20 protein-coding genes are annotated in these 18,556 nt (G+C 69.0%); 10 read left to right on the top strand and 10 right to left on the bottom strand.

Going from position 1 to position 18,556, the window contains the following annotated elements; all coding sequences use genetic code 11:
- The first annotated feature begins 218 nt into the window (after window positions 1-218).
- The 3 genes from V8688_RS26180 (at window position 219) to V8688_RS26170 (ending at window position 1,772) form a co-directional block, all read left to right on the top strand.
- Window positions 219-422, top strand: coding sequence for a hypothetical protein (locus tag V8688_RS26180; protein WP_218716083.1), 204 nt, complete (start codon window positions 219-221; stop codon window positions 420-422).
- Between the two features lie 622 nt (window positions 423-1,044).
- Entirely contained in the window at window positions 1,045-1,413 is a 369-nt protein-coding gene (locus V8688_RS26175) for a MerR family transcriptional regulator (protein ID WP_308248328.1), read from the top strand.
- Window positions 1,414-1,598: 185 nt separating this feature from the next.
- The gene (locus V8688_RS26170) at window positions 1,599-1,772 is read left to right on the top strand and encodes a CsbD family protein (RefSeq protein ID WP_316575367.1); all 174 of its coding nucleotides are present in this window, start codon (window positions 1,599-1,601) and stop codon (window positions 1,770-1,772) included.
- Window positions 1,773-1,861: 89 nt separating this feature from the next.
- Here the strand turns inward: V8688_RS26170 and V8688_RS26165 are convergent, their stop codons facing one another.
- The 3 genes from V8688_RS26165 to V8688_RS26155 all read right to left on the bottom strand — a co-directional run bounded on the left by V8688_RS26165 (window position 1,862) and on the right by V8688_RS26155 (window position 4,932).
- Entirely contained in the window at window positions 1,862-2,665 is an 804-nt protein-coding gene (locus tag V8688_RS26165; protein WP_218716084.1) for a HEAT repeat domain-containing protein, read from the bottom strand.
- A gap of 278 nt (window positions 2,666-2,943) precedes the next feature.
- Complete coding sequence (locus tag V8688_RS26160) at window positions 2,944-4,227, bottom strand: cyclopropane-fatty-acyl-phospholipid synthase family protein (RefSeq protein ID WP_218716085.1); 1,284 nt, start codon at window positions 4,225-4,227, stop codon at window positions 2,944-2,946.
- A 96-nt stretch (window positions 4,228-4,323) separates the two neighbouring features.
- Entirely contained in the window at window positions 4,324-4,932 is a 609-nt protein-coding gene (locus V8688_RS26155) for a hypothetical protein (protein ID WP_218716086.1), read from the bottom strand.
- A 268-nt stretch (window positions 4,933-5,200) separates the two neighbouring features.
- Between V8688_RS26155 and V8688_RS26150 the strand changes: the two genes are divergently transcribed.
- The 3 genes from V8688_RS26150 (at window position 5,201) to V8688_RS26140 (ending at window position 7,613) form a co-directional block, all read left to right on the top strand.
- On the top strand, window positions 5,201-5,839 hold the full coding sequence (locus tag V8688_RS26150; protein WP_342801905.1) for a hypothetical protein: 639 nt from the start codon (window positions 5,201-5,203) through the stop codon (window positions 5,837-5,839).
- Between the two features lie 491 nt (window positions 5,840-6,330).
- Window positions 6,331-6,942, top strand: a complete 612-nt coding sequence (locus tag V8688_RS26145) for a hypothetical protein (protein WP_342801904.1) — start codon at window positions 6,331-6,333, stop codon at window positions 6,940-6,942.
- Between the two features lie 173 nt (window positions 6,943-7,115).
- Entirely contained in the window at window positions 7,116-7,613 is a 498-nt protein-coding gene (locus V8688_RS26140; RefSeq protein ID WP_316574553.1) for a hypothetical protein, read from the top strand.
- A gap of 32 nt (window positions 7,614-7,645) precedes the next feature.
- Here V8688_RS26140 and V8688_RS26135 read toward each other — a convergent pair whose 3' ends face one another.
- Both V8688_RS26135 and V8688_RS26130 read right to left on the bottom strand, forming a co-directional pair.
- A complete protein-coding gene (locus tag V8688_RS26135) occupies window positions 7,646-8,308 on the bottom strand; it encodes a hypothetical protein (protein WP_342801903.1) in 663 nt (220 codons plus the stop codon).
- 185 nt (window positions 8,309-8,493) lie between these two features.
- Entirely contained in the window at window positions 8,494-9,654 is a 1,161-nt protein-coding gene (locus tag V8688_RS26130; RefSeq protein WP_218716091.1) for a zinc-binding dehydrogenase, read from the bottom strand.
- A gap of 230 nt (window positions 9,655-9,884) precedes the next feature.
- Here V8688_RS26130 and V8688_RS26125 point away from each other — a divergent pair, with 230 nt between their 5' ends.
- On the top strand, window positions 9,885-10,271 hold the full coding sequence (locus V8688_RS26125) for a hypothetical protein (protein WP_218716092.1): 387 nt from the start codon (window positions 9,885-9,887) through the stop codon (window positions 10,269-10,271).
- 2 nt (window positions 10,272-10,273) lie between these two features.
- Here the strand turns inward: V8688_RS26125 and V8688_RS26120 are convergent, their stop codons facing one another.
- The gene (locus tag V8688_RS26120) at window positions 10,274-10,987 is read right to left on the bottom strand and encodes a cutinase family protein (RefSeq protein WP_342801902.1); all 714 of its coding nucleotides are present in this window, start codon (window positions 10,985-10,987) and stop codon (window positions 10,274-10,276) included.
- A 300-nt stretch (window positions 10,988-11,287) separates the two neighbouring features.
- Here V8688_RS26120 and V8688_RS26115 point away from each other — a divergent pair, with 300 nt between their 5' ends.
- Window positions 11,288-12,676, top strand: a complete 1,389-nt coding sequence (locus V8688_RS26115) for a wax ester/triacylglycerol synthase family O-acyltransferase (RefSeq protein ID WP_342801901.1) — start codon at window positions 11,288-11,290, stop codon at window positions 12,674-12,676.
- A gap of 55 nt (window positions 12,677-12,731) precedes the next feature.
- Here the strand turns inward: V8688_RS26115 and V8688_RS26110 are convergent, their stop codons facing one another.
- Both V8688_RS26110 and V8688_RS26105 read right to left on the bottom strand, forming a co-directional pair.
- Window positions 12,732-13,616 carry an alpha/beta hydrolase gene (locus tag V8688_RS26110; protein ID WP_342801900.1) on the bottom strand — a complete coding sequence of 295 codons (885 nt, stop codon included), beginning with the start codon at window positions 13,614-13,616 and terminating at the stop codon, window positions 12,732-12,734.
- Between the two features lie 79 nt (window positions 13,617-13,695).
- Window positions 13,696-14,142, bottom strand: a complete 447-nt coding sequence (locus V8688_RS26105; protein ID WP_342801899.1) for a hypothetical protein — start codon at window positions 14,140-14,142, stop codon at window positions 13,696-13,698.
- Between the two features lie 169 nt (window positions 14,143-14,311).
- Here V8688_RS26105 and V8688_RS26100 point away from each other — a divergent pair, with 169 nt between their 5' ends.
- Entirely contained in the window at window positions 14,312-15,712 is a 1,401-nt protein-coding gene (locus tag V8688_RS26100) for a sensor domain-containing protein (RefSeq protein ID WP_342801898.1), read from the top strand.
- Window positions 15,713-15,726: 14 nt separating this feature from the next.
- Window positions 15,727-16,368, top strand: coding sequence for a response regulator transcription factor (locus V8688_RS26095; RefSeq protein ID WP_218716102.1), 642 nt, complete (start codon window positions 15,727-15,729; stop codon window positions 16,366-16,368).
- Window positions 16,369-16,375: 7 nt separating this feature from the next.
- Here V8688_RS26095 and V8688_RS26090 read toward each other — a convergent pair whose 3' ends face one another.
- Window positions 16,376-18,172, bottom strand: a complete 1,797-nt coding sequence (locus V8688_RS26090) for an acyl-CoA dehydrogenase (protein ID WP_342801906.1) — start codon at window positions 18,170-18,172, stop codon at window positions 16,376-16,378.
- Window positions 18,173-18,320: 148 nt separating this feature from the next.
- On the bottom strand, window positions 18,321-18,556 hold a 236-nt coding region (locus V8688_RS26085), incomplete at its 5' end, for an acyl-CoA dehydrogenase C-terminal domain-containing protein (protein WP_342801897.1).

The raw sequence follows: 18,556 nt of genomic DNA, 5'->3' as shown, positions 1-18,556 counted from the left end.
CTCCAGGCCATCGACGCCTGAGCCGGGGTGGAGGTCGACGATGTCGGCCTCGCTCCCGCCACCCGACCTCGCCCGGTGTGACGAGGGGAAGCGAAAGAGAGGTGATGTGTATCGACAACGTCGCGAACGACTCTTCCGATGACCCGAAGTCGACTTCCCGGTGGCCGGTCCGCCCGGCCACCGCAAGACCCATCCGTCCGATCGCTGAGGAGGATCCGATGACCGTCTTACCGACAGCCACCCAGGCCGATCGCGCCGATCAGGAGACCTTCGTCTGCACCGCCGACCGTGACCTGGGCCTCGATGTCACCGCAGTGCGCGTCGGCGAGCATGCGGTCGACACCGCTGATCTGTCCGACCGTATCGACCAAGCCTGGAGTGTTCCCTGTGTCGACGACGACTTCTCCTGCTTCGCCTACTGACCGGCACACCGACCCCGTCGCGAGGGTCGAGCCGAGCGCGATCTGGCCCGACCCCAGCCCGCTGGACACCTGGTGGACCGAGATCATGGACGGCGTGCCGCCGCCCCCGCGGCGCTGATCGGATAGCGCTGCTGCGGGTCGAAGAAATCTGTAGCGGCGGGTGTAGACATTATCGATGACTGGGTATACAGTCGGTGTCGTTGCAAGATGAAGTCAGGTGGCCGGGCAGGCGAACTGCCCGGGATGACAGTTCGACCGCCTTCTCCGGCGGAGAAAAGAATCCGGTGCAGTCGGCCGGACCGCCGGAGGGGGCGAAGACCGCAAGACCCCCCGCACGACCGCAGGAGAACCGACGAATTGGAGGTGGTGGCCACTGAGTNCGGACCGCCGGAGGGGGCGAAGACCGCAAGACCCCCCGCACGACCGCAGGAGAACCGACGAATTGGAGGTGGTGGCCACTGAGTAGTCATTTACCAGTCCCGCATCCCGGGAGTTGTCGGATGCGGTGTCTCAGACCGGCCTCGGTGGCCGGTGTACGCAAGTGAAATCAATCCCTCAGTCGTAATCACGGCCCCGGCGCTCAGTGCGCCGGGGCCTTCCGGCGTTGAATCCGAGAGGTCTCGTGCAGCACCCGAACATCAATCCCGCCGACGGCACCAGCCCGGCGGACAAACTCGACGACGATGACTACCCCGCCTACAGCATGGGCCGCGCCGCGGAGATCCTCGGCGTGACCCAGGCGTTCCTGCGCGGCCTCGACGCCGCACGGCTGCTCACTCCACAACGTTCGGCGGGCGGGCACCGGCGCTACTCGCGCTACCAGCTGCGCATCGCCGCCCGCGTCCGCGAACTCGTCGATGCGGGCAACGCGCTGGAGGCGTCGTGCCGGATCGTGATTCTCGAGGACCAACTCGCCGAGGCGCAGCGCATCAATTCGAACCTGCAGCGCGAACTCGACGAGCGCGGCACCGCCGACCATCCGCCGACCTGACCGGCTGCGCGGGCGCGCCTGTGCCGACGCCGCGCTCGACCGGTCGGTGCAGGACAGACGCCGTTGACTCCGGTGGATGGGGCGCGTTGACTGGTAACGACACGATGGTCGCCGACGCCTGTCACGACCATGAATTCGGAGGCGTTGCCGCCTCGTCGGCGCTGCAGGCCCGAGGAAGAAGTGCCATGAGTATCAGCAAGAAGATCGCCTATTCCGCCGAGGCGACCAAGGGCAAGATCAAGAAGGTGTTCGGTCGGGCCACCGGTAACCGAACCCTCGAGGCGGAAGGCCGGGCCGATCAAATCAGAGGAAACCTGAAACTGTCCGGCGCCAAGATCAAAGACGCCTTCAAGCGCTAGGTCTCGGTGTGCCCGGTTCCATTCCACGATGTGGCGGCGGCCGACGATTCCGGCAGGCTCGCCGCGGGTCGTGCCCGGCTGGATCGGAGTCAGGATTCGCGCGCGGCGATCGCGGCCTGGATCCGCCGCAGGGTGCGCAGGCCCTTCTTCGCGGCGACGCTCACCATGCCGTCGAAGACGGTCGAACCACGGTCGTTGGCCATCAGCCGTTCCAGGGTCGGCACGGCACGGTCGTCGCCGGTCGAGCCGAGTGCGACTGCCGCCCAATACCTTTGGTCCGGGTCGTCGCTGCCTGCCGCGTCGCACAGCCGTGGGATCACCTCCGGGGTGAAGGTGGACAGCGCGCTGGCGATATAGCCGATGCGGTAGTACCGGCGATTCTCGAATTCGTCCCAGAGCGCGGCCAGGGCGGCATCGCCGCCGATCCGGCCGAGGGCCTCGGCGGCCCGCTCGCGCATTCCCGCGATGGAGTCGCCCAGCACGGGAGTGAGCGCTGGGACGGCCAACTCGTCGCCTAGTACGCCCAGCGCGATCACCGCTTGCTCTCGCGCCAGCTGTTGGGAATGATCCAGCATCGCGATCAGGCCGGGCACCGCCTCCCGGAATCCGAGCGCCGCGCAGCCCATCGCCGCCCACGCCTGGCAGTTGTACCGGGTGTCGGCCAGTGCCGCCAGCAGTGGCTCCCGGAGAGTGTCGTCGCCGAAGACCGCGGCCCGGTTGAGGGCTCGGCTGTACAGCGCGCGGTGATAGTCGGGATAGTCGCGGACCAACGTGCGCAATGCCTGCGCGGCCGAGGCGTCGCCGTCGGCCGCCCGCGCGAGCAGCAGTCGCAGATTCTCCTCGCGGGTCTCGAGATCGCCGTCTTGGAGGATGCGCGCGTCAGCTGGGTTCACCGGCCAACGGTACCTGGCGATGTCCGCGCCACCACCGACCGCGCTCGGGTGGGCTGAACTCGCAGGACACGCTCCGGTCAACGGTGGAGGTGGCCCGGCCGGAGTGTGCCGCGCCGTGTGGGGAGTCGGGCCCGGATCGGGTCGGGGGTTTCGACGAACATCAAGAACCCGGGGGAGGACGATCTGTTCCGGATTCACCTACCGCAGATCGTGGCCGATATTCAGGACGATCTCGGCCACCCCGGCGGGGTATCGCCCGCGGTGGGCCGTCCCGCGATCTATCCCCAGGCGCGCCGGGTCGCGGGCATGTCGGCCTCTCCTGTCGGTTCCGGGACGACGCCGAGTACCTGGTGGATTCCGAGTCCGCCGTCCTCGAAGCCCAGCGCGGAGGCGGCCATATAGAGTCGCCAGATTCGGGCGCGGCCGTCGCCGACGAGGGAAACCGCCTGTTCCCAACCGTTTTCCAGATTCGCGACCCACTGGCGAAGGGTGCGCGCGTAGTGCTCGCGCAAGGCCTCGACATCACGGACTTCGAAGCCGGCACGCTGCATCGCCAGGACGACCTCGCCCACATCGACGAGTTCACCATCCGGGAACACGTAGCGTCCGATGAAGGATCGTTTCTGCATGACCGAGCCGCCCGGTGCGGAGATCGCGTGGTTGAGCAGTCGTCCATGGGGGTGCAGCAGGGCGCGCAGGGTGTCGAAGTACTCGGCGGCGCGCTGGGAGCCGACGTGTTCGAACATGCCGATCGAGGAGATGGCGTCGAACGTCTCGCCGCGCAGGTCCCGATAGTCGGCGAGTCTGATCTCGACCCGGTCCGACAATCCCGCCTCGGCGACTCGCCGCCGCGCCAGCTCGACCTGAGCACTGCTGATCGTGACACCGACGACCTGTGCCCCGTAGGTCGAGGCCGCGTGCATGGCCATGGATCCCCAGCCGCAGCCCACGTCGAGCAGGCGCATGCCCGACCGCTCGGGCAAACCCAGCTTGCGGCAGACCAGGTCGTGTTTGGCGCGCTGGGCGTGTTCGAGGGAGCCGTCGTCCTCCGGCACGAACCGCGCGCACGAGTAGGTCATGCTCGGACCGAGGACCAGCCGGTAGAAGTCGTTGCCGACGTCGTAGTGATGGCTGATCGCCGCCGCATCGCGGCGCTTGGTGTGCAGCGGTCCGCGCCGCGGCCGTGCCTCCTCCGCGGGAGGCTGCGGGCGGCGCCCGAGTGCGCCGAGTCGGCGTGCCGCGCCGATGGCCTGCCAGGCCGCGCCGAGACCGAGGCGGGCGTCGTTCGGCGCGGTGGACTGAAGCGCCCGCAGCATCCGGAAGATGTCGCCGTCCAGATCCACGGTGCCGGAGACGAAGGCGCGCGCCAGCCCGAGCTCACCGGGCGACCAGATCAGGTGACGCAGCGCCTCCGCGGACCGCACGCGCATGGTGCCGGGGCTCGCACCCTCGGGCAGGATCGCGCTGCCGTCCCAGAATTCGAACCCGATCGCGGGGCGCGGTCCCAAGCTGGCTCGCAGCAGAGGCTCGAACGCGGCAGCGACCGTGGTCTGGTTAGCCATACGACCACTATGGCCCGCGTCGCGCCGCCGCGATGGCAGCGACGCGGGCGCGGCGCGTTGCGCGGTGGCGGTGTCGATCGTCGGCGAGGAGGCGGATCAGGGCCGGCCGCTGACGACGGCGGTGACGGCGTCGAGGAAGGGCTGGCCGCCCAGGGCGTAGCCGCCGGCGATCGCGCCGAGGACCAGGCCGACGGGGCCGGTGATGATGCTGAGGAAACCGAAGCCGAGCACCGTGCCGATGAGGCCGCCCAGGAGGCCGCCGACGACCACGCCGACCACGTTGCGGTTGATCTCGTTCGTCAGCTGGGACATGGGGCTGATGGTCTGCATCTCGCCGATCTCGGTGGCGTTCGCCTGCGGGGCGAGCACGAGGTGGCGACCGCCGTCGGAGATCGTCTGCGCGACTCGCATTGTCGCACCGGAGATCTGGTAGGTGAGCGGAATGCGGGCGACGACCTCGCCCGCGTCGGAGGTGAGGGTGACCGCGGTGTTGTCGTCGGTGGTGGTGAAGGTGCCGCCGGAGACGGTGGTGGTCAGCACCCGGGAGAACTCGGTGAGGGTCGCTTCGTAGCGCACGGACTGCTCGACCCCGGACGCGGTGGCCTGGGGCGCCGGTGCCGTCGGTTGCGCGGCGACGGCTCCGGAGGAGATCCAGACGGCGGCGCCGACCAGGAGCGCGGTAGCGGGGAAGTGACCGAGTTTCATCAGGGATTTCCTTTACGCATGACGAAGACTGCGCGGCCGACCGGCGTGCGCGAGGGCACGAACCGTGGTGTCCGCCAGTGAGATCGGGCAGACCCTAGCACCCTTTTCCGGCGGAGAGTTATCCGTCCCGAATTGGGCGCTGGACCAGCTTTCTGCTGTAAAACTGCGCAGATTCACAATTCGACACGTTCGTGTCCGGCCGTGTAAGAACTGTCAGGCGAGTGGGGTGTCGGTCGGGGCGCCCAGCGGATGAGTAGGAACAACACAGATGGCGCGTCGAAAGAGCATTGCCGTGGCCGGTGTGTCGGTAGTGGCGGTGTTCGCCCTGGCTGGGGCCTTCTACGGCGCGCTTTCCGTCATCGCGGGGTTCGGTGCGCGGCTGTCCGGACCGCCCGAGAATGATTCTCCCGCAACTGCTTCGCTGTCCGAGGTTTCGGCAACTCAGCCGCTGGGTACTATTCTCGAGCTATCCGGCGGTGTGGCGTCCACATTGAGTAAATCCGCGTCCCGGATTCCCCGGGTGGATCTGAGTGTCGGCGATTGCGTGGATGTGGGCGCATCCGATATTCAGCAGGCCGCGTGCGGAAGCGCGAATTCTCACTACAAAGTGACGCAATTGGCGTCGGCGGGCGGTCACTGCCCGGGCGACGTCGACCGCTCCCAGGCGCGCACGCTCCCCGGTGGCGTCCAGGAGACTCTGTGCCTGGACATCGACTGGACGGTCGGCGGCTGCCTGGACCTGTCCGGCGACGCGGTCCGGCACGTGGAATGCGCTGCCGCCGTTCCCGGCCGGGTCCGCGTCCTCGAGATCCGCCACGACACCACGGACGTGAACGTCTGCACGGCGGGCGACCGCGGCGTCGTCTACGACGAGCGCCGCTACGTCGTCTGCGTCAGCTCACGCTGAGCGCCACGTACCCGGGTCCCCAACCGCGGGCTCGCTCAGAATCTTCGCGTAGGCCCTGTTGAAGTCGGGTCTGCCCGGCACAGAGTGCGGGATCGGGTCGTATCCGGCGGACGGGTAGAGCTGGGTGGCTGCTCGGTTGTAGGAGCCTGTTTCCAGCAGGATCCGTCGGATGCCCTGGGTGTCGGCAAAGGATTCGAGGTGTGCGAGCACGTGCCGAAGCCCACTATCGCGCGTCGCTCGACGGCGTAGTCGCGTAGCAGGTGAGCGGAGTCCGGATGATCGAAAGCTCGCGGGGTCGGCGTTGCGTCGGGCGTGAGGTCGTGCGACATGCCCCAGCATGCTCCCTTGTCCGTGCCGGGGGACCGGTCTTCGGGTCACCGGCGGGTCCCGGCCGCCTCGGGCTCGTGACCGTACGGCGTCTAGTGCGTGTGTGGCCGTACTCTGTTGAGGGCCTGCATGTTTGGTGGCCGTAGCCCGTAGGATGGAGCCTGATGGACCACACGGACCCTTTCCCTCGACCTGTTCCGTTCACCGTGCCGAAGCTGCTTGTGGGCCTAGGGCTAGTACTTGTCGTCGCCGCGGCGATCGCGTCGTTCACCTTCACCTCCACGCTCGCCCAGGTGGCGGGCATACCCGAAGACCTCACCTGGCTGTGGCCGGTGGTCGCCGGTCTCACCGTCGCGCTGGTCGCCTGCACCTTCATCACGCTCGTGGGGATTCGCGACGAGAAGGCCACGGGTCTGGTCCGGGTCTATGAGCTGCTGCTCGTCGCCGCCGTGCTGGCGAGCATCTGCGGAAACGTCGTGGCCATCTCCCGTGGGCCGATCGAGCTGGGGACCTTCGGGATCGCGACGGTGGTCGCCATTCCGCCGGTCTGCCTGATGATCTGTGTGGGTAACTACCTGCTGCTCACCGCCGTCGTCCCCGTGCGCATCGTGGCCGCCATCCGGGAGGACGACTGGCGGCTGCGGGCCCTCGGCATCCCCAGCCCGTCGTCGCCGCCGAAGGATCCGAACGCTGCGCCGAGCGAGAGCGCCTCGTGGTGGGACCAGTACCGCAGCGAGGCCAGGACGCCGCCGACGACACCGAAGACCCGGACCTAGCCGACCGGCGGCCGACCGTTTCCGCGTGATCCGAGCCCCGGTGCGGACGGGTCGAAGACGAGTCATGGGCGCGTTGATGCAGAATGTGAAGGTGAAGGATAGACCTGAGAGGAAGTTCGGAGTGGCCGCTGTGGGATCGATGGGTGTCGCGACGCCTGTTCGCGGTTAGTTCGATGTCGGACCAGGAAGCCGGGTCGGGGCCTGGTGGAAGCCGTTTCGACGCGGTGGAGCAGCTGCGTCGGAAGTGGGAAGAGACGAAGGCCGCCGACGGTGGTTCGAGCGCCGCCGAGGGCGGGGCGTCGAACGTCGTCCGGCTGCCCAGGCGGCCGCGGCGAGGTCGCGAGGATAGCGGCGACTCCCGGCGTCGCACCTGGTATCCGGAGACCGTGTACGACCCGGCGCCCACCCGCCCGGTGACTCGCGCGGAATTGCAGGGCGAGACCGGGGCCTGGCCGGTCGACGCCGCGGGTCGGCCCGCGGCACCGGCGGGTGGCACCGCCGAGCACGAACGCAACGTCATCGACCTCGGCGCCTCGCGTCGGAAACGCACCGGCACGGATGCCTCTGCCGGCGGCCCTCGGCCGGCGATGCGCCCGCGCAGAATCGGCGCGGGCGAGACGAAGCCGGGCGGTGACGGCGATGCGTCACCGTCGGGCGATCCTGGTCGGTAGCCCGTCGGCCGCCCGGCTGCGCGGACCGCGGGTCAGCTGACGGTGGCGGTGATCTTGATCGCCGGGGTGAGCTTGTACTCGGTGGCGAAGGTGATCGTCTCCCCCTGGGTGAACAGTCCCTGGCAGAGCGTGGCGCCGCCGTCGTCGGTGGCCAGCTTGACGACGGCGGTGGTGGCTTTCAGGGTGGACGTGGCGTTGGTGTAGGTCATCGCGGTGTGATGGGTCCAGAATGCGCACGAGTAGCCGACGGCGGTCCGGAAGACCAGGTTGATCGAGTTGAACTGGTCGCCATTGGTGATCGAGGTGGTGCCGGTGGCCGCGGAGTAGGAGGTGGCCGTCAAGTTGGACGGCCCCGCGGCCGCGGTGAACATGCCCTGCCACGACGTCCCGTCCGGACTTGTGCAGGTGACCGGATTCGTGCTCTTGATGGCGCCCAGCCCGGAGGTGGTCCGGGTGCCGGCGGGCAGCGAGCCGGTCGAGGACAGGCTCGGACAGGTGAAGACCGTCGCGCCGCTCTTGTTCTTCACGGTCAGCTGACCCGATACCGCCGAGAACGCGCCGTTGCCGTTGGGGTTGACGACTGTCCAGGTGGTGGTGCTCGCGTGGGCGGGCGCGGTGGCGGTGAGCGCGGCGGCCATCGGCGCGGCCAGGACGATCGCGGCGAGCGCGCGGCGCAGGCGCAGGGTGGAGGACATGGCGGTCTCGATTCATCAAGCGGGAGAACGCATCTCACGATCGTCCGCCTGGACGGTTCGCGAGCTGCACCGGACATGTCGGCCCGGTCGCGCGACGGTATCAACGAAACCCGTTGCTTAGCAGAACTTTTGAACTATTTGCGTTTCAGTCGTCGTGGCGCACGAGAGACACCCTTGCCCCGGCCTCAGGGCGCAATTTTGTCGCTGCGCGGATCGATCAGGATCTTGGCGTGGTGCTCGGGGGAGCCCAGTGCCGCGAAGGCCGCGTCGATGCCGTCGAGCCCGACCGTGCCGGTGATCAGCGGGCGGGGGTCGACGGTGCCGTCGGCGATCATGTGCAGGGTGTCGCGGAATTCGCCGGGGTCGTAGCCCAGGACGAAGCGCAGCTCGATCTCCTTGTTGATGGCGTTGGCGGGATGGAAGGTGTCCTGCTGCATGCACACTCCCACGACCACGACGCGGGTCGACGGCGGCGCGGCGGTCAGGATCTGGTCGATGATGCCGGGCACCCCGACGCATTCGAAGACCACGGGACCGGCCGGGCCGCGATCGAGGGTGTGTGCCGCACGGAACAGGTACCACCACGGGACCTTCGGGACGCGGCGCACGCGTTCCATGACGTCGAAGGCCAGGTTCAGCATGTCCGCGGCACCGGCGATGCGCGGCGGCTTCGGCGCGGCCTCCCAGGCGGATTCGGTGGCCGGGTCGACCACGACGTCGGCGCCGCAGGCGCGGGCCAGATCCCGGCGGCGCGGCGAGAAGTCGCTCGCGACCACGGTGCGCACGCCCGCGGCCTTCAGCATGGTGACGACGGCCAGTCCGATCGGCCCGCACCCGATGACGAACGCGGTCTGGCCCTGGGTGATCCGGCTCTTGCGGACGGCATGCCAGCCCACCGCCATCGGCTCGGTGAGTGCGGCGAGGTCGGGGGAGAGCCCGTTGGGGACCTCGAAGGTCACCGATTCCTGCGTGAGCACCTGTTCGGCGTACCCGCCGGGCGCGTGGGCGGACAGTCCGGTGAGTTCCGGCTCGCGGTCTCTGCGCAGAATCGGCATCGCGACGACGGGTGTGCCCGGTTTCCAGCGACGGTGCGTGCGCGGCCCGTAGTCGGCGATCTCGCCGGTGAACTCGTGCCCGAGCACGATCCGCTGGTCCGACCGCATGAAGTTGCCGTAGCCGGTGGCGGCGGCCAGGTCGGCGAGCTCGTCGCAGTGCACCCGGGCGTGCAGGTCCGAGCCGCAGATGCCGCAGCGAGTCACCGAGACGAGTATCTGGCCCGGTCCGGGTTCCGGCGTCGGCAGCTCCTCGACGCGAAACTCACCTTTGCTGACCACCGTCGCACGCATGAGCGCCTCCTAGACGAGTGCTGGGCCATCCCTCGGGTCGCCGACCCCGGTCGTCATCGTAGCTGTCCGGGTAGGCCGGGCCGATCACCTCGGCGCATCCGCTTCCCTGTCCGCGATCAGCTGAATCGATCGACTGCGGAGCGGGGCCGAAAAGTGTTGCGGTCGTCTATCTTCGAGAACAAGGAGCGTGGGATCGTCGTCCGGGCTTCTCGGGATACAGGGGGTAGGAAATGCAGCCGAAACTCATCACCGCTGTGCTGGCGCTCACGGTGGGTGCGGTCGTCGCGACCGGGTGTTCGAGCGACGCCGATGTGGTGTCGAAGAACCTGTCCAAGGAATCGGACCAGTTCAAGATCGACCGCCGGGTGGTGTTCTTCAACGGGATCACCGACAAGTACCTGCTGTCGATCGAGGGCAAGTGCTCGATCAAGGACGAGAACAACCAGCTCGAGGTCACCTGCAAGACCGGTGACGACGAGTACAAGAAGCACTTCCTCGGGCTCTCGGACAACGTGAGCTACTTCGTCGAACAGCTCGAGTCCGCGGAGGTCAGCCGGTATCGCTACAAGGTGATCTTCAAGCCCGAGACCATTCTGGCCGACGTCGATCGCCCCTGAGGCTACGCGCCGAGCCGGTCGTGCACGAAGGCCGCGGCCTGGTCGCGGTTGTCGTTGACGAAGTACGCGAAATGCCCATAGCTCAGGGCGTTTCCGAAGCCGGCGGCCGGGTTGCCGCCCTGGCAGACCCGGTCGCCCGCGTTGCAATAGTCGCGCAGCCGGTCGGCGAATTCGGCGAGTGCACCCGAGGGAAGGGGGCCGGTGCCGGACAGGGCGGGGTCGAAGCTGCCGCGATTGTAGGGCTCGCCGCCGTTGAACAGTGGGTTGCCGAACAGGGCGATGGCGTCGATGCGCGCGGCCGCCTGGTCGGTCACCGCGGTGCGCGCGTTGAGAGTGTTGCCGATGACCCGGGCGCCCTGGGAGTAGCCGAGCAGTACGAGTTGCTGGTCCGGGCAGGCGGCGGCGGTCGCGTTGAGCAGCGCGGTCAGGTTCTCGACGCCGCGCACGGCGCTGTCGGGAGCCATCGAGGCCGGGTATTCGAGTTCGGTCACCGTGGTGCTGCGGCCGGACTCCAGGGCGATCCGGCTGCCCAGCGGTGTGAGGAGCAGGCTGCCGATCTGCGGTTCGAGGGTGCCACGAACGGTGACGACCCGGACCTGCGCGCAGCCGGTCGGGCCTGCGGACGGCTCGGCGGCCGCGGCAGGGACAGCGGTCGACGCCAGTGCCGCCGCGACTGTCGCCGCCGACCGCAGCAGGATTCGGGATCGTCCACGCATGCGCTCACTGTATTGCGCCGGCGCGGCCGGCGGGAGACAGACCGGGTTTCCGCATGTTCTCACTGGTCGACGGGGGGGCGACAGACGGCAAAGTTTGGGTATTTCACATTTGCGGAATGCGACTGATGTCGGCGAGCACACTGGCAGGAGGTAGTCATGAATCACGTACTCGCCAATCGCTTGCCACCGGCGCCCTGTCGACTACCCGGCTTGCGTCCCGTGGCCGCCTGGGCTGTGAGCGTCGTCTATTTCGGCCTCGAGCGGCGGAAAAAGTAGAACGTGTTCTAGTAGGCTTCGGCTATGGAACGACTCACTGGATTGGATGCCAGTTTCCTCTATCTGGAGACCGATACCCAGCATCTACACGTTTGCGCCCTGCTGATTCTCGACCCGGCCGACGGGCCGTACTCGTTCGACCACCTCCGCGACGAACTCCGCAGGCGATTGCCGCTCATCCCGCACATGCGCCGCCGGGTCCACCCGGTGCCGTTCAACCTCGACCACCCGCTGTGGGTCGACGACGCCGACTTCGACATCGACAACCACATCCGGCGCGTCGACCTGCCGGAGCCGGGCGGGCACGCCGGTCTGGCCGCGCTGATCGGGGAGATCGCGAGCCGGCCGATGGATCAGAACCGGCCGCTGTGGGAGATGTCGGTCGTCGAGGGGCTCGACGACGGCAAGGTGGCGGTCGTGTGCAAGTACCATCATTCGGCCGTCGACGGCATCACCGGCACGAACATGATGATGCACCTGTGCGATCTGGAGCCGGGACTGAGCCGCCCGGAACCCGAACCGTGGCGACCGGAACCGGTGCCCGGCGACCTCGAACTCATCGCGCGTGCCGCGGTCCGGTTTCCCGCCAGGGCCGGGATGCTCGGCATGGTTCCCAAGACCCTCGGCATGGTCGCGGGCTTCGCGCAGCGGCGGCGGAACAACGAAGCGGGGATGGCGCTGCCGTTCTCCGCGCCGCGCACGCCGTTCAACCAGGCCGTCACCGGGACGCGAGCGGTCTCGTTCACCAAGACCGACCTGGGCGCGATCAAGGAGATCAAGGCCGCGTTCGGGGTGAAGGTGAACGATGTCGTGCTCACCGTGGTCGGTGGCGTGCTGCGCCGCTACCTGGCCGAGCACGGCGAGCTGCCCGATCGCTCCCTGGTCGCCTCGGTGCCGGTGTCGGTGCACGAGTCCACCCGGCACACCGAGGGGATCAACAAGGTCTCGACCCTGTTCTGCCGTCTGGGCACCGATATCGCCGATCCGGTCGAGCGACTGGAATCGCTGGCCGTGGCCAACCGTGACGCCAAGGCCGAGCACGACCTGATCGGCGCCGACTTCCTCCAGGACTGGTCGAAGTACGCCCCGCCCAACACCTTCCGCCTGGCCTCGCGCGTCTACTCGTCGCTGAAGCTGGCCGAGCGGCACCCGGTGGTGCACAACCTGGTGGTCTCGAACGTGCCCGGTCCGCCGATGCCGCTGTACTTCCTCGGTGTGCGGGTCGACGGCATGTACCCGTTCGGCCCGGTCTTCCACGGCGCCGGGCTCACTGTCACGGTGCTGTCGAACTGCGGGGATCTCGATTTCGGCTTCATCGCCTGCCGTGACCTGGTTCCCGATGTCGACGCGCTGGCCGAAGCGGTGCCCGCCGTGATCGACGAACTGCTGGCCGCGGCCCGCGCGCGGGGCTGATCGCCCCCTCCGAATGTCCGCCCTGTTCGCCACCGGCGTCGAACAGGGTTGTCGACTACCGCCGCGCGGTGACCGCCCGGCACGCGTCGGCCAGCGCCGGCACGAACCGGTCCGGCGCGACAGCGCACGCCGCATGACCCGCCGCGACCGGATGCACACTCGATCCGGGAATCGCGGCCGCGAGTTCGATCTGCCGGTACACCGGGATCGCCCGGTCCTTGGTGGTGATGACCACCGCGGTCGGCACCCGCAGCTCCGACAGCCACGCGGTGGCGTCGAACGTCCCGATCTCGGCCAAGACCGGCGCCAGGGCCCATCCGCTCGTACTGCGGAATTCGCCCACCGCCCACTGCCGCAGACGTCCCGGCACCAGGGCGGGCGGCAGTTCCGGCAGGGCGCGTGTCAGCCGCCGAGCCCGCCGGTACGGATAGTCGCCCAGCGATTCGGCGACGGTGGCGAAACCGCGATGGAACGCCCGCTCGCGCCACTTCTCCTGGAAGCGATACGGCGTCGCGCAGGGCACCAGCCCCGCGACCCGGTCCGGATGCCGGTGGGCGGTGAGCAACGAGACGATGCCGCCGAGCGAATAGCCCACGCAGACAAAGCGATCCAGGCCCAGCGCGTCGGCGACCGCGACCACGTCGTCGGCGCAGTCGTCGAGGCGGAACCGTGCCGCTTGGATCCCGCGTCCGTGCCAGCGTTGATCGAACAGCACCACGCGATATCGCGCGCTGAGCGTCGCCAGCGCCGGAAACCAGTTCAGGACGGCTGTGCAGGCGGTGCCGTGCAGCAGGATCAGGACCGGTGCGCCGGCCGGTCCCGGGATGTCCACGACGTAGGTCCGGCCACGCCCAGGGAGGTCGAGCATCCGTCCACCGGGAATCTCGTCGACGGCGGGCACGACGAACGGTCCCGTCCGTACTGATCGCGCGGATCCCACGAAGACCTCCTCGACATTCTAGAACGCGTTCTAGTTCATGATGCCATATCGGTGTGCGGGCTCCGGGGCGGCGCGGGAGCTATCGCCCGGTGACCTGCTCGATCGCGTGGAGCCAGGCGGCGTTGTCCGCGACGAAGAAGCCGACTTCGCCCGCCCTGGTGTCGACGACCAGGTGGGTGCGGCCGCCGGTCACCGCTCCCCGGAAGACCTTCGCTTCGTGCGCGGACACGATCTCGGCCACCGGCACGGCGAACGACGACCCGAGGTACGGCCTGAAATGCAGCTCGGTGGCGGTGAGCGCGACGACGCCGTTGCCTTTCGCCGCCGGGAACCCCGGCGCGGACGCGCCCCGATAGAGGGCCTGCTCCGGTCCGCGCACGAGCACGTCGTGGCGCAGGTCGCGGGTCAGCTCCTCGGTGACGCGCGTGCCGCGCCGCCGCAACCAGACGATGATCGGGATCGAGACGATCGCGAGTGCCGCGAGAATCCCGGCGACCAGAACGACGACGAACCACAGGGTGCTCATGCGGTGATCATCGTTCGTGCGGGCCGACTCGTGAACAGGCGCGCCGCCGACACTTCCGCGGGTGGTTCGTGGCGGGCGGCCCAAGGTAGAAAGGGTGTGGCTGGCTACACCGGCAAACCGGTGGGCAGCTCCATCGAGATCCCGGTCCGCCACGACAACCATGGGAGTCATGACCCACACTCCAGCCGAGCCGACCCTGATCATCCCTGGTCCCGGTGCGCAGACCGAGGTGATCGATCCCGGACCACCCGCGGACCCGGCCCACCGTCGCGGCGTCCTCGCCACCGTGGCACGGGCACCCTTCCAGCCGCGGACCTGGAAGGAGTTCGGCTACCTCGTCTTGTCGTTCGTGCTCGGCTGCGTGGTCGTGTGCTATCTGTTCTTCGGGTTCGGTGGCGGGCTGTACGCGTCGATCCTGCTCGTCGGCATCCCGCTGTTGGCACTGATCCTGCTCGGTGGCCGGGTGTGGGGGCGGATCTACCGCTCGCTCGGGCGAGGACTGCTCGGCGTCCGGGTCGAGGCGCCCCCGGATTTCGTCCGCGCACCGGGCCTGCTCGGATTCCTCAGGAGCGCGTTCACCGATCGGGTGAGCTGGCGCGCGACGCTGTTCCTGCTCGCCCAGGCGGTGCTGGGCGTCGTGGTCGGCTACGTCGTGCTCGTCGTGACCGCGATGGTCGTCTTCACGGCGATCTCGCCGATTCCCTGGGTCCTGTTCGACCCGGTCCAGGTGGACGAGAGCGGCGTGGAGCGACACAGCCTCGCGCAGTTCGGTTCGTTCTATATCGACACCTGGCCCCGGTCACTGGCCATGGCCGGTATCGGCGTCGCCCTGTGTTTCACGCTGCCGTGGCTGATCCGCGGCGTCTGCTGGGTGCACGGGATGCTGATCACCCACCTGCTGGCGGCGACACCGCGGGACCGGCAGCTGGCCGAGCTGCGCGCCAGCCGACGGGCCGCGGTCGACGATGCCGCCGCGACACTGCGCCGGGTCGAGCGCGACCTGCACGACGGCACCCAGGCGCGGCTGGTCACCATCGCGATGGCGCTCGGCCGGGCCGAGGAACGCCTGGCCACCGGCGGCGATCCCGGCGACCTCATCGCCGAGGCGCGTGCCGGCGCCAAGGAAGCGCTGACCGAGCTGCGGGAACTGGTCCGTGGCATCCACCCGCCCGCGCTCGAACTCGGCCTCGGCCCCGCCCTGGAGACACTCACGGCCCGGTGCGCGGTGCCGGTGGAACTGCGCGTGCAGCTGCCGCGCCGACCGAGCCCCGCGATCGAGGCGATCGCCTACTTCTCGGTCGCCGAACTGCTCACCAATGTCGTCAAACACGCGCGGGCGACGGCGGCCACCGTCACGGTGTTGCCCGACAGTCTGCGCGCCTTGGCGATCACCGTGCGTGACAACGGAATCGGCGGCGCGCTCGCGTCCGGTGTCGACGCTGCGGGCGGCAGCGGGCTGGCCGGTCTCGCCGCCCGCGCCCATGCTGTCGACGGCACACTGAGCGTCGACAGTCCGGCCGGTGGGCCTACGGTGGTCACCATGGTGTTGCCGATGGCGGGTCCCCGGTGAGCGCGCCCGGACCCTTGCGGGTGGTGATCGCCGAGGACAGCGCCATCCTGCGCGACGGCCTGGCCGGGCTGCTGACCGAGCGCGGCCACGACGTGGTCGCGATGGTCGGCGACGCCACCTCCCTGAGTGAGGTGGTCGGCGCCCAGCGGCCCGACGTCGCGGTGGTGGACGTGCGGATGCCACCCACGTTCACCGACGAGGGCCTGCTGGCCGCGATCGAGCTGCGCCGGGCGTACCCGGGCACCGGTGTACTGGTCTTCTCGCAGTGGATCGAAACCCGCTACGCCACCGAACTTCTCGCCGCGGGTGCGGGCGGTGTCGGCTACCTGCTCAAGGACCGGGTCGCCGATGTCGCCGATTTCGTCGACGCGTTGCATCGGGTCGCGACCGGCGGCACCGCCCTCGACCCGGAGGTGGTCAAGCAGCTGATGGGCGCGTCCCGGCAGCAGGACGCCCTGACCCGCCTCACGCCGCGCGAGCGCGAGGTCCTGGAACTGATGGCCCAGGGCCTGACCAACAACGCGATCGCCGCCGCCCTCACCGTCACCGAACGCGCGGTCGAGAAGCACATCGGCAACATCTTCACCAAACTCGACCTGCCGCCCTCCGACACCCACCACCGCCGGGTCCTCGCGGTCCTGCGCCTACGTGGGTGACCTGCGGTCAGAACCAGGTGTCGTCGGTCTCCAGGGTGGTGCGGTCCAACGCGGCGAGCAGATCCAATTGCGGTGCGGTCTTGGGCAGTTCGTAGCGGAAGTAGTAGCGGGCCGCCGCGCGCTTGCCGTTGTAGAAGTCGCCGTCCTTGCCGACGGTCGCCAGCTCTTGCTCGAGCCAGATCCAGGCGACCACGAGGTGGCCGAACGCCTCCAGGTAGACGGCGGCGTTGGCCATGGCCGCCGCCGGGTCGCCCGCGGCGAACATGGCCGCGGTGACGGCGAGCAGTCGCTGCCACGCGGCGTCGAGTCGTTCGGCGTGCTCGGCGGGCTGTCCGCCCGCTTCGCGGGCCGCGGTCACGGTCGCCGCGATGTGTTCGCTGAGCAGCAGCAGGGCGGCGCCGTCGTGCTGGATCACCTTGCGGCCGAGCAGGTCCAGGCCCTGGATGCCGTGGGTACCCTCGTGGATGGGGTTGAGCCGGTTGTCGCGGTAGTGCTGTTCGACGTCGTACTCGCGGGTGTAGCCGTAGCCGCCGTGGACCTGGATCGCCAGATTGTTGGCTTCCAGGCACCACTGCGAGGGCCAGCTCTTGGCCACCCCGGTGAGGATTTCCAGCAGCCGGGTGTGCGCGCGGGCGGCATCGGGGTCGGTGGTGGTGCGCTCCAGGTCGACTAGCCGGTTGCAGTACAGCAGCAGCGCCAGCGCGCCCTCGCTGTAGGCCTTCTGCGCCAACAGCATTCGCTTCACGTCGGGGTGTTCGATGATCGGGATCTGCGTGCTGGCCGGGTCCCTGCTGGTGAGGGCGCGACCCTGGTGGCGGGTGCGCGCGTACCCGACGGACTTGAGGTAGCCGGTGTAGCCGAGCGCGGTGGCGCCCAGACCGACGCCGAGGCGGGCCTCGTTCATCATCGTGAACATGTAGGACAGGCCGCGGTGCGGTTCGCCGACGAGGTAGCCGACGGCGCCGGGCGCTCCGCCGGGGGTGTGGCGGCCTTCGCCGAAGTTGAGCGCGGTGTTGGTGGTGCCCCGGTAGCCCATCTTGTGGTTGAGCCCGGCCAGCACGACGTCGTTGCGCTCGCCGCGCGAGCCGTCCTCGTCGACGAGGAACTTCGGCACGATGAACAGCGAGATGCCCTTGGTGCCCGCGGGCCCGCCGGGGATCTTCGCCAGCACCAGGTGCACGATGTTCTCGGTCAGTTCGTGATCGCCGCCGGAGATCCACATCTTCGACCCGAACAGTCGGTAGGTGCCGTCGTCCCGCGGTTCGGCGCGGGTGACGATGTCGGCCAGCGAACTGCCCGCCTGCGGCTCGGACAGGCACATGGTGCCGGTGGCCGTTCCCTCGATCATCGGGCGGACGAACCGGTCGATCTGCTCGGCGCTGCCGTGCGCCGCGATCAGATTCGCGTTGCCGATGGTCAGGAACACGTAGGCGGTGGTGCCGACATTGGCGGCCTGGAACCAGCTCATGCCCGCGGCCTGCACGGTCGCGGGCAGTTGCAGCCCGCCCAGGGCCTCGTCCATGCTCGCGCCGATGAGATCGGCCTTGGTGAACGCCTCGACCGCGACGCCCACCTCGGGGATCATGGTGACGGTCGTGCCGTCGAAGGTGGGTTCGTGGCTGTCGTTGCGCTTGTTGTGCGGGGCGAAGTAGCGCGTCGCGATGTCCTCGCACAGCTCCAGGAAACCGTCGAAGGTCTGCTTGGAATGTTCGGCGAACCGCGCTGCCCTGGTCAGGTCCTCCACGCGCAGCCATTCGTAGAGCAGGAAGTCCAGATCCCGGCGGGAGATCAAGGTCGAGCGCACGGTCGTCCTCTCCGGGGCGCCCGCCTCGGCCGGTAGCCCCTGTGCTGTCGGCACCAAGCTACCGACGATCGGTCGGCGGTTCCGGAGAAACCCGCCGCGGGGTCGGCGCCGCGGCGAGACGCGAGGTCTCGCCGCGGGCCGACTCGGGTCAGAACGCGGCTTCGGCGACGGCCATGGCGTCGTCGGTCAGCCCCGCGATGACCGCGCGATCGGCGGTCAACCGGGGCAGGACCTCGCGCGCGAAGAACGCGGCCACGGCCACCTTGCCGTCGTAGAAGTCCCGCTCCCCGGTCCCGCCGTCGAGGGCCGCCAGGGCGACCTCGGCGTTGACCAGCAGGCGCCAGCCGATGAACAGGTCGCCGACGGCCATCAGGAAGCGGACCG

It is taken from the genome of Nocardia sp. No.11, assembly GCF_038752175.1.
Taxonomy (GTDB): domain Bacteria; phylum Actinomycetota; class Actinomycetes; order Mycobacteriales; family Mycobacteriaceae; genus Nocardia; species Nocardia canadensis.
Note: the sequence above shows the minus strand (reverse complement) of the source record. Positions and strands in the feature narration are given on the sequence as shown.

Excerpts from the sequence above, each read along its gene's own strand:
- V8688_RS26125 (WP_218716092.1), top strand. The coding sequence starts at position 9,885 with ATGCAGCCGAAACTCATCACCGCTGTGCTGGCGCTCACGGTGGGTGCG.
- V8688_RS26145 (WP_342801904.1), top strand. The coding sequence starts at position 6,331 with ATGGACCACACGGACCCTTTCCCTCGACCTGTTCCGTTCACCGTGCCG.
- V8688_RS26105 (WP_342801899.1), bottom strand. The coding sequence starts at position 14,142 with ATGAGCACCCTGTGGTTCGTCGTCGTTCTGGTCGCCGGGATTCTCGCG.
- V8688_RS26120 (WP_342801902.1), bottom strand. The coding sequence starts at position 10,987 with ATGCGTGGACGATCCCGAATCCTGCTGCGGTCGGCGGCGACAGTCGCG.
- V8688_RS26155 (WP_218716086.1), bottom strand. The coding sequence starts at position 4,932 with ATGAAACTCGGTCACTTCCCCGCTACCGCGCTCCTGGTCGGCGCCGCC.
- V8688_RS26160 (WP_218716085.1), bottom strand. The coding sequence starts at position 4,227 with ATGGCTAACCAGACCACGGTCGCTGCCGCGTTCGAGCCTCTGCTGCGA.
- V8688_RS26180 (WP_218716083.1), top strand. The coding sequence starts at position 219 with ATGACCGTCTTACCGACAGCCACCCAGGCCGATCGCGCCGATCAGGAG.
- V8688_RS26170 (WP_316575367.1), top strand. The coding sequence starts at position 1,599 with ATGAGTATCAGCAAGAAGATCGCCTATTCCGCCGAGGCGACCAAGGGC.
- V8688_RS26150 (WP_342801905.1), top strand. The coding sequence starts at position 5,201 with ATGGCGCGTCGAAAGAGCATTGCCGTGGCCGGTGTGTCGGTAGTGGCG.
- V8688_RS26140 (WP_316574553.1), top strand. The coding sequence starts at position 7,116 with ATGTCGGACCAGGAAGCCGGGTCGGGGCCTGGTGGAAGCCGTTTCGAC.
- V8688_RS26115 (WP_342801901.1), top strand. The coding sequence starts at position 11,288 with ATGGAACGACTCACTGGATTGGATGCCAGTTTCCTCTATCTGGAGACC.
- V8688_RS26135 (WP_342801903.1), bottom strand. The coding sequence starts at position 8,308 with ATGTCCTCCACCCTGCGCCTGCGCCGCGCGCTCGCCGCGATCGTCCTG.
- V8688_RS26130 (WP_218716091.1), bottom strand. The coding sequence starts at position 9,654 with ATGCGTGCGACGGTGGTCAGCAAAGGTGAGTTTCGCGTCGAGGAGCTG.
- V8688_RS26100 (WP_342801898.1), top strand. The coding sequence starts at position 14,312 with ATGACCCACACTCCAGCCGAGCCGACCCTGATCATCCCTGGTCCCGGT.